The organism is Profundibacter sp., assembly GCF_056498605.1.
In genome coordinates this window covers 1-12,230 of record NZ_JBSMEZ010000142.1, presented here as the reverse complement: position 1 = coordinate 12,230, position 12,230 = coordinate 1, and the positions used below count along the sequence as shown (strand labels likewise).

Sequence of the window (12,230 nt, the reverse complement as noted above, 5' to 3'; positions counted from 1 at the left end):
TCCAAAAGATAAAGGAATTCAAAAGGATAGCATTACGTGCATGTAAAACTGACGATAGTTTTAAGGCCATGATTTCAATCGTCGCAACCGTCATTCATTTGCGGTAAACGTCAACAGGCCCTAGTTGGCAATAATAGTTTCAGGCGTTGGGTGTGTTGGCAAGGTTAATATATCCCCATAACCCAACGCCCCCCTCAGCGCGTCCCCCACATTAATACCAAGCGCCTCAAACTGATGTTCTCCCCCCTGTCGCTAACAGAACAGACAGCCCCCCTCCGCCCACGTCACTTGATCCGGTTACACAACGCCGGAGTACCCTGTGCCTACCCCATCCCCCCGCAACAACCTGCTTGGCATCCTCTCGGCCATCGGCGCGTCGTTCTTCTTTTCGTTCAACGACATGTCGATCAAGTTTATCAGCGGCGACTACGCCCTGCATCAAATTGTCCTGATCCGCTCGCTGATCGGTATGGTCGTATTGTTGGCCATCATTGTTCCGCTGGATGGCGGGTTAAGTGTGCTGCGCACCAAGCGCCTAAAGATGCACCTGTTGCGCGGCATGTGCGTTGTGGTTGCAAACATGACGTTCTTTCTGGCGCTGGCCGCGATGCCGTTGGCGGATGCGGTGGCGATATTCTTTATTGCGCCGATGTTGATCACGGTTTTTTCGGTGATCTTTCTAGGTGAGACAGTCGGCCCGCAGCGCTGGATTGCGGTGGTCATGGGGTTTGCGGGCGTTGTGGTGATGATGCGGCCTGGCAGTGACAGCTTTCAGGTGGTCGCGCTTTTGCCTTTGGTCTCGGCGACGTTTTACGCGGGGTTGCACATTCTGACCCGCAAGATCGGCGGCACCGAGCGGGCCAGCACGATGACCTTTTATATCATAATCACCTTTATCATTGTCAGCGCCTTGATGGGGTTGGTGGTTGGCGATGGGCGGTTTGCAGGCACCGGTGATGCGTCGCTTGAATTTCTGTTGCGGGCATGGGTTTGGCCCGCGCCGTCTGATTACCTGATCCTGTTGGGGATTGGTGTGGGCAGCACATTCGCCGGATATCTGATCAGTCAGGCGTATCGTCTGTGCGAGGCAGGGCTGGCCGCGCCGTTTGAATATACCGCGCTGGTTCTGGCGATATTCTGGGGTGTTTTGGTGTTTGGCGAATGGCCCGACGCAACGGCGTGGGTCGGGGTTTCGCTGATTGTCGGGGCAGGGCTGTTCATGCTGTGGCGCGAGGCGGTGGTCAAGGCCCGCACCACCAAAACCCGACCGTCAAGATTGGGATAATGTTCTGACGTTGGGTTTTGCTTGCTTGGTGGCAAATGTTCCCGCACCATCCTGCGCATGTATATTGATCGCCTGAAATTGATGTTCTCGCACCTGTCGCTGCAATTGCTGTTGGTTTTGTGGCTGCTGGGTTGGGTGATGTTGATTGCGACGGGGAACTGGCATTTGCTGTGGCTTGCTCCACTGGGTTTCCTTGCGCAAATGCTGAACGAATATTCCACCCACCGGTTTCTGTTTCACTGGCCGGCCCCGAAAAACCAGTTCTGGTTTGATGTGCTATACCGCGCCCATTACGGCCATCACGATTTCCCCAATAAACCGGCGCTGTTCTTTGTGCCGGTGTGGTTTGCCATCCCGATGGCGTTGATCCATGTCGCATTGGCCTACATGGTGCTGCGCCTGTTCGGGTTTGCCAATCCGGTGATCGGGGCCACCACATTTACATTTATCGGCGGCATTACCACGTTCATATTTTACGAATGGTTCCATATGACCGCGCACACCAACGTGAAGAAATGGGCGCTGGAGCGTCATGTAACGCGGTTGCACGGAATGCATCATTTCAGGGATTACCAGCGTTGGTATCACGTTAACCCGGGCGGGTTTGTGATTGACCGTATTATGGGCACGGCGATCCCCAATGACGAGATCAAGCAGAAGGGGCGGGTTGAATTCCTGTCGACTATGGGCCTGCGCCCTGATGATCCGCGCCTGATCAGTGCCCGCACACGGCTGGGGCCGGGGTATGGCATTACGCCGGATGAAATTGCGCGGGCCGGCAGGGTTTGATTATCGCTAGGTGAAATTTATCAAAATCTGTTGCGCCGCTGCACTAGGCGGGATGCCTTTGCATCTTTATATCCGCAGGTTGGAGCGTAAACGGGATTGGATATCGGGATGCGTAAGGCACGCCTTGGACTTTTTTGTGCATTATTGATGGGGTTTGTGACGGGCTCAGAGCCTGCCGTCGCGGGCGAACGTGTGACGCTGGGGTTTGGCCGTTTGTTGACCAATGATGCTTTGGGCGATGGCGAGGACCGCTGGCGCACAGGATCTTACGTTGTTTCAAAGCTGCGCGGGCGCAATGCGTGGACGGGGCAGCGGCCAACGCGTTTCGGTGATATCCTTGAATATCGCATCCGTGGCGAAGTTTTCGCACCTGATAATCTGACCACTCCGGCGGCAGGGGATCGACAGTTTGCCGGCGCGTGGTCTTTGGGGGTTCATACGCATTACCGTGCTGATCAGATTGAGGTCAGCATGGGTGTTGATCTGGTGATCACTGGCAAACAGACCGGTCTGGGCAACATGCAGCGCCAGTTTCACGATGTTCTGGGGGTAACGGCCCCTTCAGCGCTGGTGTTGGGCAACCAGATCGCAAACGGGTTTCACCCAACCATTTCGACCGAAATTGCCCGGCCCCTGCGGTTTTCTGACAAGGTAATGTTGCGTCCGTTTGCCGAGGGGCGTGCCGGTGACGAAACGCTGGTCCGGATCGGCGCGGATTTACTGGTCGGGGCTGTTGGGCAAAAGGATTTGCTGTTGCGCGACGTCACGACGGGGCATCTATATCGAGGAACGCAGGTTGCTGCGCGGGGCGGCGCTTTTGTATTGGGGGCTGACATCGCCAAGGTCGATAGCAGCATCTATCTGCCCGCATCGGCGGGTTATGTTCTGACCGATACGCGGTCGCGTTTGCGGGCTGGTCTACATTGGCAAAACGGCAGACGATCAGCGTTTTACGGTGTGACGTGGTTAAGCGAGGAATTCGTTGGTCAGCCGGAAGGCCAGATTGTCGGATCGGTCCGGATTAGCTGGCGTTTCTAGGGCCGCGCACCCGTCCGCGAAAAAAAACGAATCGGACTCTATCCAGAGTGATTCGTTTCGTGTTAGCTTGCCTGCAATAATAACGATAAAAAACGATGAGGCAGGCGTTCAGACATGGAAACGGGCTTTCGAGGCACGTTTGTCATTTCATGGTCGCAAACAGAAGTAGACGGCTTGCAGGCCGCATCCACCGATATGTTGTCGGTCGGGGCGGCGTGGCGGTGGACAGGCGAAGCAGTGCGGGTCGATGGCCCAGCTGAATTGCTGCTTTTGGATGGGGCAAAAGAGGTGGCAGATTTACGCAAACGGGCGGCACGCACAGTGCGTCGTCTGGTTGGCGCGGCACTACAACCAAAGAGAAATTACGATGACATCCAGATTGATGATCCGGTCATGGACGGCGGGTTTGTGATAACGGACGGGCGGCGCACCTTTACTGCAACCTTGATCGAGGTCAGCGATGATGCTCCGCCGCTATTGATGTTTCTAGATGAAATCCCGCCGGTGCAGACCGGCATGTGGGTGGTGAGCTGTTCAATCGGGCAGCCGGTTTCGGACCGGATGGCTGGCCAGACAGGTGGTGTTATCTGCTTCACAAAGGGGACCAAGATACTGACCCCCGATGGGCCACGGCTGGTTGAGGAACTGGGCGAGGGTGACAGGTTGCAAACCAAGGATGATGGTGGGCAGGAAATTTTGTGGATTGGTCAGCGCCGGATGACGGGTGCGCGGCTGCATGCGATGCCGCATTTGCGCCCTGTGCGAATTCTGGCGGGTGCTTTGGCAGAAGGTGAGCCGGACGAAGATTTGCTGGTATCGCCGGATCACCGGCTGCTGGTAAAAGGTCCTGCGGCCAATGTGCTGTTTAATACGCCCGAAGTATTGGTCGCGGCCAAGGATCTGGTAAATGACCATAATGTTTTGATCGAGCACGGGATGCGCGAAGTGACCTATATCCATCTGATGCTTGAGCGGCACCATGTGGTGTGGGCAAACGGTGTCGAGACCGAGAGTTTCCATCCGGCCAATACATCGCTAGAGTCGATTGATCAGGACCAGTGCGAACGCTTGTTCGAGGTTAATCCAGAGCTTGAGCAAGACCCGAATGCATATGGTGATTACGCACGGCGCAACCTTTCGCCATCCGAGGCGGAAATATTGAAATATGATGGTGTCGTTCACCATTGACTCTGATCCGCTAGCCGCCTAGAAGCCCCAAGTTCCCAGCTGTAACAGGCTGGGGATTTCATTTGGTGTTGGTGGCCCCTGTAAGGGGATGCCTGTCGCCCGAACCTGAAAAGGCGAGGGAAAGGACAACGCCCTTCTTGCGCATCCGCGCATATACAAACGAAGGAGAACAGCCGTGACCAAACGCACCGCTGCCAAGCACAAACTAGATCGCCGCATGGGCGAAAACATTTGGGGTCGCCCCAAATCCCCCGTAAATCGTCGTGAATATGGCCCCGGCCAACACGGCCAGCGCCGCAAGCAAAAACTGTCGGATTTCGGTATCCAGCTGCGCGCCAAGCAAAAACTTAAAGGTTATTACGGCGATCTGACCGAAAAACAATTCCGTCGCATTTATGGCGAAGCCGAGCGTGTTAAAGGTGACACCGGTGAAAACCTGATCGGCCTGCTGGAGCGTCGTCTGGACGCTGTTGTGTACCGCGCTAAATTCGTGGCAACCGTTTTTGCTGCGCGTCAGTTCGTGAACCACGGACATGTTCGTGTGAACGGCAAAAAAGTGAACATCCCGTCCTACCGTGTAAAAGAGGGTGACGTGATTGAAGTGCGTGATCGCTCCAAGCAAATGGTGGTTCTGCTGGAGGCTGTTCAATTGGCCGAGCGCGATGTGCCTGATTACATTGATGCGGATCATTCAAAGATGACAGCGACATTCGTGCGCACGCCTGCATTGGGCGATGTGCCGTATCCGGTGATGATGGAGCCAAATCTTGTGGTGGAATTTTACGCGAAGAATTAATCTTCGCCTTCACATCCGAGGTTTTAAAGGGCTGCGCGATTTGCGTGGCCCTTTCTCGTTACAGGGGCAGCGGCCGTCCTTCGGCGATGGTTTCCATAGCAAAGTAGGACGTCACGGAATCCAGTTCGACCTTTTCAATCAGCCGCTGATATACATGGTCATAACTGGCCATATCTTCGGTCACCACCTTGAGCATATAGTCGTAATTGCCACCGATGCGGTGAAAATCCACCACTTCGGGAATGGTCAGCACATGGCGACGAAACCGCGTCAGCCAATCTGCCGAATGGTGCCGGGTGCGCAGCATGACGAACACCACAAGCCCAAGGCCCAGTTGTTGGCGGTCCAGCCGTGCGGTGGCCCCTTGCAGAACCCCCGCCGCGGTCAGAGCCTGAAGGCGCCTCCAACATGCATTTTGTGATATGCCGATACGGTCGGCCAGTTGACGTTGTGAAAGATCAGCATTTATTTGCAGCTCTTTTAGAATACTTCGGTCAATATGATCGGCTAATCCTTGTTTCATGTTGTCAAAAGACATCCAAAAAGGAAAAATAACAAGTAAATCAGTGAATTAATTTCAATACTGTGGAGGTATTATCCAAAAAAACAGGAGAGATCATGCCGCTAAAGTCATTTATATCCGAAATTACAACAAAATCCCCGATGGATGACCTGCGTGCCGGATTGATCGGCGAGGGGGTGATGATCCCAGGTAAAAACGGCCCCGTGCCGCTGATCTATGCGGATTATGTGGCCTCGGGCCGCGCGTTGCGGCAGGTCGAGGATTTCATTAACCAAAAGGTGCTGCCGTTTTACGCTAACAGCCACACAGAGGACTCGTATTGCGGCGCTTACATGACCGGTTTGCGCGAAGAGGCGCGTGGGGAAATTGCGCGACTGACCAATACATCCGAGGCCTGTTCGGTGATCTTTACGGGAGCGGGTGCAACCGCAGGGCTAAACCGGCTGGTCAGCCTTTTGGGGGTCAATGGCGCGCAAAATCCGGTAGTGTTCATCGGGCCATACGAGCATCATTCAAACATGTTGCCATGGCGCGAGAGCAAGGCCGAAGTGGTGGAAATACCAGAATCTGAAAATGGCGGGCCAGATTTGGCAGCGCTTGAGCAGGCCTTGAAAGATCATGCCGGATCAGACCTGATGATTGGCAGTTTTTCTGCTGCATCCAACGTGACGGGCATTGTTACCGACCCAGATCCGGTGTCGCGTCTGCTGAAACAACACGGCGCATTATCGGTTTGGGATTATGCCGGAGGGGGGCCATATTTACCGATAGACATGCAATGCGGCACAAATGTTGAAAAAGACGCGGTGGTGATGTCGGCGCATAAATTTGCTGGCGGTCCGGCGGCGTCGGGTGTGTTGATCCTGCGCAAATCGGTCGTGCGCCAGACGGTACCGAGCTGGCCAGGAGGGGGCACGGTTTGTTTCGTTTCACCATGGAACCACGATTACACAAATAGCCTGTGCGACCGCGAAGAGGCCGGTACTCCCGATGTGATTGGCGACATTCGTGCGGCACTGGTATTCTTGGTCAAGGAAGCTGTCGGCGAAGATACAATCGCCGCGCGGGAAACCGAGTGTGTGCAAATGGCGCGGGCAGGCTGGGGCGAAAACCCGCGACTGACGTTGCTGGGGAATGAAGCTGCGCACCGATTGCCGATCTTTTCATTCGTGGTGCGTGATGGCGCGGGTAAGATGGTATCGGAACAGCTGTTCACCCGCATGCTCAGCGATATTTACGGCATTCAGGCGCGTGGTGGTTGCGCCTGTGCGGGGCCATACGGACATCGGTTGTTGGGTATTGATCGCGAATACTCAGATCATTTGCGCAGCGAAATTCTGGCAGGCAATGACGTGCATAAACCGGGTTGGGTGCGGCTGAATTTCGGCTATCTGATGCCGGATGAAACGGTGCAATACATCATCGATAGCGTAAATGAATTGTCGGGCAAATTTGAGGATATGTCAAAAAAATATTCCGCCTAAAGTTTGGCAGCGAAGCCACGTTCGCAAAAAGCGCGTCTTATCTGGCTGGCAATGCACCAAATCCTAAGCTAGAACGCTTCTTAACAGGAGTATTTTAGCCATGAGTGCAGATATTAATCCGCAACCCGGAATCATGCAGATCGACCTTTACCAAAGCGGCAAAGCGGTTGTCGATGGGGTGGCAGATGTGGTGAAGCTGTCCTCGAATGAAAACCCTTTTGGCCCCTCGGAAGCAGCGCAAAAGGCGTTTACCCAAGCGGCATTCCAATTGCACCGCTACCCGCCGACCGATCACGCCCCCTTGCGCGCGGCGATTGGCGAAGTGCACGGGCTGGACCCCGAGCGGATTATCTGCGGAGCAGGATCAGACGAAATCATCACCTTTTTATGCCAGGCCTATGCGGGCGTTGGTGACGAGGTTTTGTTCACCGAACACGGATTTTCGATGTACCGCATCTCGGCACATGCCGCAGGCGCCACCCCTGTCGAGGCCAAGGAGCGCGAGCGGGTCACCGATGTAGATGCCCTGCTGGCCGCTTGCACTGACAAAACCCGATTGGTGTTCATCGCCAACCCGAACAACCCGACCGGCACAATGATTGGCGGCAACGAAGTCGCCCGTTTGGCCGATGGTCTCCCGCCCAAAGCATTGCTGGTTCTGGACGGGGCTTACGCCGAATATATCGAAGGGTTTGATGCTGGTGCAGCCCTGATCGAGGGGCGTGATAATGTGGTGATGACGCGCACGTTTTCCAAAATCTACGGGCTGGGCGGATTGCGCATTGGCTGGGGTTATGGGCCAAAGGCGGTGATCGATGCATTGAACCGTGTGCGTGGGCCGTTCAACCTGTCCGAGGCGCAAATGTCTGCCGCTATCGCTGCGGTGCGTGATCAGGATTACATTGATAAATGCCGTGCTGATAACGCAAGGATGCGCGATTGGTTGGCCAAAGCCCTGACCGATTTGGGGGTGCCGTCGGACGCATCATCAGCCAACTTTATTCTGGCGCGATTTGCCTCGGAACAAGAGGCTGTGGCCTGTGACGCCTATCTGAAATCCCAGGGGTTGATTGTGCGCCTAGTGGCCGGATACGGTTTGCCAAACTGTTTGCGGATCACAATCGGTGATGAAGCATCCTGCCGCCGCGTGGCCCATGCGGTGGCTGGGTTCAAGGAGTCGCAGTGATGGCACAGATTTACAACCGTGTTGCCCTGATCGGGCTAGGTCTGATCGCGGGATCAATGGCGCAAGCAATGCGGCGCAATGGATTGGCAGGTGAAATCACCGGCTATGCACGATCCGCTGAAACGCGCAAAGTGGCAGCTGACATCGAGCTGGTTGATCGGGTTTGCGACAGTGCTGCCGAGGCAGTGGAGGGCGCCGATCTGGTGGTGCTGTGCGTGCCTGTCGGTGTGATGGGCGCAGTTGCTGCCGAGATCGGGCCGCATTTGCAAACCGGCGCAACGGTGTCCGATGTTGGATCGGTCAAACGCGCGGTGATAGATGCGGTTGGCCCGCATATTCCCGATGGCGTGCACTTTGTTCCGGCGCACCCGCTGGCGGGGACCGAAAAATCCGGACCCACTTCTGGGTTTGCCGAACTTTTTGACGACCGCTGGTGCCTGATCGTGCCAGTCGAGGGCACGGATGTTGCCGCTATACAGCGACTGCGAGATTTGTGGGTCAGTATGGGCGCACTGGTCGATGAAATGGAGGCCGACCACCATGATCTGGTGCTGGCCGTGACCAGCCACGCGCCGCACCTGATTGCCTACACGATGGTCGGTGTGGCCGATGATTTAAGCCGCGTCACCGACACCGAAGTGGTGAATTATTCGGCCACCGGGTTTCGGGACTTCACCCGTATTGCCGCGTCCGATCCGACCATGTGGCGCGATGTTTTTCTGAACAACAAGGACGCAACGCTGGAAATACTGGGCCGTTTCACCGAAGAACTGTTTGCCCTGCAACGGGCCATTCGCACCGGCGACGGAGATTATCTGTTTGATTATTTCACTCGCACAAGGGCGATCCGGCGCGGGATTATCGAGGCGGGTCAGGATACGGATGTGGCCGATTTTGGACGGGTGAAAAAGTAGAGCATGGTTTGGATGCGGACATTTTTGATAGCGCTGCTCTGCATAATTGTGGGGCAGGTGGCGTTGGCCAAGGCGCCTGTGACGTCATTACGTCCAAAGGCACGACCCGTCGGTATTACCAGTTATGTACCCCGCCAAATTGCGGCGCCGGTTTATTTCAATGCTCGCATCCGGCCAAAACCGCGCCCTGTAACGGCGTCGGATACACGCTATCGGGACCGGATCGAGACACATCCGGATGTGGCGGTGTTTTTGCGGGACGCGCCAGGGTTGCAACGCTCATTACGTCCCGCTTCTCGGCCCAGAAACATGCGCCGGATTGTGGCGCGTGCCGATACGGCGCCAATTGCGGTGAGCGGAGAAGTGCGCGGGCCGCGGCGTGGATCGGTATGTGGTGACAGGGCCATTCGTGGTCAGGCGATTGCCCGCATTCGGGGCCGACTTAGTGCTTGTGGTATTGCCAATCCGGTCAAGATTACCGCGATCGATGGCGTTGCATTAAGCACGCCAGCGACGCTGGATTGCACCACGGCAAAGGCGTTAAAGCAATGGCTGCACAATGGCGCGAAACCGGCTGTGGGGCGCATGGGTGGTGGTATTCAATCTCTGCGCGTGGTGGCGAGTTACGCTTGCCGGACCCGCAATAATCAGGCCGGTGCCAAGATTTCGGAACATGCAAAGGGGCGCGCGATTGATATTGCTGCGATCAACCTGAAGGACGGGACGTCGCTGACGGTGCTGACGGACTGGCGCAACCGTCGCAAAGGTGCGGTTCTAAAACGGATGCACAAGGCGGCATGCGGGCCATTTGGTACGGTTCTGGGGCCAAACGCGAACCGGTATCATCAGGACCATTTCCATTTTGATACTGCCAGATACCGTGGCGGATCGTATTGCCGTTAGTTTAGCCGTGGCGCGGGGCCGATTGGCAGTGGCCCCAACAGCATTTGACCTGAGGCAAAATTCAGTGGTGCTTTGATCACATTTTCACCGCTCGACATATCGGCCAGAACCCTTAGGGCATTCTGGATGGTTTGGGCAAAATCGGGGTCTACCGCATTGGCATTTTCAGCCAGCTGATACATTTTCTGCCAATTTGTGGCGACCAGATCCAGCGTGCCGTTTGGATATCCGTTTCGGTCAATCTGAAGGGTTCCGCTGGCTTGAAACTGCACCTCGCCCCAGAGGATGGTCAGGCTTGTCACACTGATTTCAGTAAGTTGCGGGGTGTTGGCGCGTTCGGCCAGCAGATTCCACGGGTGAGTGAAACCAAGGGTGCTGTCGAGCGATATTCTGTCGAATACTGCAGGCTGTTGCTGGGCCGGATCAATCGCCATGCGTAACGGGTCAGGCAGAGTGATGGCATTGGCCGAAATGGCCAGATCGTAATGTAGCGGGTTTGTCGGGGTGCTGCGGGTGGCGATACTGCCGTCCTTGATCGCGGTTTTCCAACCGGTACTCGAGGCCACCGCCATATTATTCATTACGAAACTGCTGCGCTCAATCTCCAGCGCTTTATCCAGCAGTGAACTGGCATTGAACACCACACTGCCCTTGATTTCGTCACTGGTGATTTGCAATTCCTGATCCGGCAAGCGCAGGGTCTGGGTGTGCGGCAGCGCGGCGATGATGTGGTAGGGTTTATAGCTGAGCGCATATATCTGGAAGAACGGTGCGCTCCAGCTGATGCCATTTTTGGTGTCAACCACGCTGATGTCGGACAGGCGGGTGTCAAACCGGTTGGGAAACCCGCGCACGGACAGATCGGAATAGGTGATTTGGATCGGATCATCGGCGCTGTGTTCGGATGCCAGATAATCCTTTAGGCCGGTTTCGAGGGCAGATGAGCCGACAAACCAGTATCCGCCCCACAGGCCGAATATGATAACAATGATAGCGATCAGTTTACGCATTATGGCCTCTTTTAACCTGTATTGATCTGTTGTTTATAGGGGCTAGGGAAAAAGGGCCAGAATTGATGACACAATCGCCGATATGGGTGTTCGGGTACGGATCACTAATGTGGAATCCGGGGTTTGTGTTTGCCGAAAAGCAAATTGCGAAATTGTCGGGGTATCACAGGTCATTCTGCATGCGCTCAATCCATCATCGCGGCACGGTGACAGACCCCGGACTGGTGTTGGCGCTGGATGCAATGGAGGCGGCGTCTTGTGACGGGCTGGCGTTTCAGGTGGCAGGTGCGCAGGCGGATCAGGTGCTGGACTATTTGCGCGAACGCGAGCTGATTTCATCGGCTTATGTTGAGGCAGTACTGCCGATTACCCTGCGCGATGGGCAATCTGTTCAGGCGGTAACCTATGTGATGGATGTGGACCATCAGCAATATTGCGGCCATCTAACGCTGGACGAGCAAGCGGGGATCATCGCAACGGCCATAGGCGGGCGCGGGCCGAATGACGAATACCTGCACAACACGGCGGCGCATTTGCACGAACTGGGCATAGCCGATAGTGATCTAGACTGGTTGTCGGACCGGGTGCGCGAACTGGCTTGATGCGCCAAATAATTTGCCGGTTGGCATAGCCTGCGCATGGCACTATCCTTGGGCAAAACAACCAATCAGGTCAGGAACTGTCCAGATGGACCAGCCGGATCACGAGGCCGAGTCATATTTCGCCCAACCCGTACGTCAGATCCTTACGATGCTGATTGTTCTCGGGCTTGTCGGGTTTGGAACCTACATCGCTTTTCCGCGTGTCGCACCGGTGTTTTTGGCCAACCCGTTGTTGAACGGGTTCATTCTGTTTGTGTTTCTGGTCGGGGTGTTTGCCTGTTTCTGGCAGGTGTTTCAACTGGTTACGTCGGTAAACTGGATCGAGGGGTTTGTTGCTGATCGCGAAGAACACGAAGCGGTCAATGCGCCGCGCTTGCTGGCTCCACTGGCGGCGCTATTGCGTTCGCGCTCGGCCAAGATGCAGATTGGCGCGTCGTCATCACGCTCGATACTGGATTCAGTCGGCACACGGATTGAAGAAGCCCGCGACATTACCCGCTATATCGTCAACC

General features: G+C 55.6%; 12 protein-coding genes and 1 pseudogene. 11 read left to right on the top strand and 2 right to left on the bottom strand.

From position 1 onward, the window contains the following. Positions 1–319 precede the first annotated feature (319 nt). The 5 genes from ACWB12_RS14120 (at position 320) to rpsD (ending at position 5,096) form a co-directional block, all read left to right on the top strand. The gene (locus tag ACWB12_RS14120) at positions 320–1,285 is read left to right on the top strand and encodes a DMT family transporter (RefSeq protein WP_479530734.1); all 966 of its coding nucleotides are present in this window, start codon (positions 320–322) and stop codon (positions 1,283–1,285) included. Between the two features lie 57 nt (positions 1,286–1,342). Then, positions 1,343–2,074 carry a sterol desaturase family protein gene (locus ACWB12_RS14115; protein ID WP_479530733.1) on the top strand — a complete coding sequence of 244 codons (732 nt, stop codon included), beginning with the start codon at positions 1,343–1,345 and terminating at the stop codon, positions 2,072–2,074. A gap of 108 nt (positions 2,075–2,182) precedes the next feature. Continuing rightward, complete coding sequence (locus ACWB12_RS14110; protein WP_479530732.1) at positions 2,183–3,112, top strand: lipid A-modifier LpxR family protein; 930 nt, start codon at positions 2,183–2,185, stop codon at positions 3,110–3,112. A gap of 114 nt (positions 3,113–3,226) precedes the next feature. Then, positions 3,227–4,300, top strand: coding sequence for a Hint domain-containing protein (locus ACWB12_RS14105; RefSeq protein ID WP_479530731.1), 1,074 nt, complete (start codon positions 3,227–3,229; stop codon positions 4,298–4,300). 175 nt (positions 4,301–4,475) lie between these two features. Then, complete coding sequence (rpsD, locus tag ACWB12_RS14100; RefSeq protein ID WP_479530730.1) at positions 4,476–5,096, top strand: 30S ribosomal protein S4; 621 nt, start codon at positions 4,476–4,478, stop codon at positions 5,094–5,096. A gap of 58 nt (positions 5,097–5,154) precedes the next feature. Here rpsD and ACWB12_RS14095 read toward each other — a convergent pair whose 3' ends face one another. Further along, the gene (locus ACWB12_RS14095; RefSeq protein WP_479530729.1) at positions 5,155–5,619 is read right to left on the bottom strand and encodes an Lrp/AsnC family transcriptional regulator; all 465 of its coding nucleotides are present in this window, start codon (positions 5,617–5,619) and stop codon (positions 5,155–5,157) included. A 95-nt stretch (positions 5,620–5,714) separates the two neighbouring features. Here ACWB12_RS14095 and ACWB12_RS14090 point away from each other — a divergent pair, with 95 nt between their 5' ends. The 4 genes from ACWB12_RS14090 to ACWB12_RS14075 all read left to right on the top strand — a co-directional run bounded on the left by ACWB12_RS14090 (position 5,715) and on the right by ACWB12_RS14075 (position 10,106). Beyond that, on the top strand, positions 5,715–7,103 hold the full coding sequence (locus ACWB12_RS14090; protein ID WP_479530728.1) for an aminotransferase class V-fold PLP-dependent enzyme: 1,389 nt from the start codon (positions 5,715–5,717) through the stop codon (positions 7,101–7,103). 100 nt (positions 7,104–7,203) lie between these two features. Continuing rightward, complete coding sequence (gene hisC, locus ACWB12_RS14085; RefSeq protein ID WP_479530727.1) at positions 7,204–8,289, top strand: histidinol-phosphate transaminase; 1,086 nt, start codon at positions 7,204–7,206, stop codon at positions 8,287–8,289. Beyond that, a complete protein-coding gene (locus tag ACWB12_RS14080; RefSeq protein WP_479530726.1) occupies positions 8,289–9,203 on the top strand; it encodes a prephenate/arogenate dehydrogenase family protein in 915 nt (304 codons plus the stop codon). Before hisC ends, ACWB12_RS14080 begins: the two co-directional genes overlap by 1 nt. A gap of 12 nt (positions 9,204–9,215) precedes the next feature. Then, positions 9,216–10,106, top strand: coding sequence for an extensin-like domain-containing protein (locus tag ACWB12_RS14075; protein WP_479530725.1), 891 nt, complete (start codon positions 9,216–9,218; stop codon positions 10,104–10,106). Here the strand turns inward: ACWB12_RS14075 and ACWB12_RS14070 are convergent. Continuing rightward, positions 10,103–11,116, bottom strand: coding sequence for a DUF2125 domain-containing protein (locus ACWB12_RS14070; RefSeq protein WP_479530724.1), 1,014 nt, complete (start codon positions 11,114–11,116; stop codon positions 10,103–10,105). The genes ACWB12_RS14075 and ACWB12_RS14070 overlap by 4 nt on opposite strands. Before the next feature lie 65 nt (positions 11,117–11,181). Here ACWB12_RS14070 and ACWB12_RS14065 point away from each other — a divergent pair, with 65 nt between their 5' ends. Both ACWB12_RS14065 and ACWB12_RS14060 read left to right on the top strand, forming a co-directional pair. After that, a complete protein-coding gene (locus ACWB12_RS14065) occupies positions 11,182–11,718 on the top strand; it encodes a gamma-glutamylcyclotransferase (RefSeq protein ID WP_479530723.1) in 537 nt (178 codons plus the stop codon). Positions 11,719–11,803: 85 nt separating this feature from the next. Then, positions 11,804–12,230, top strand: a pseudogene (locus tag ACWB12_RS14060) (biopolymer transporter ExbB); the annotation flags it as partial.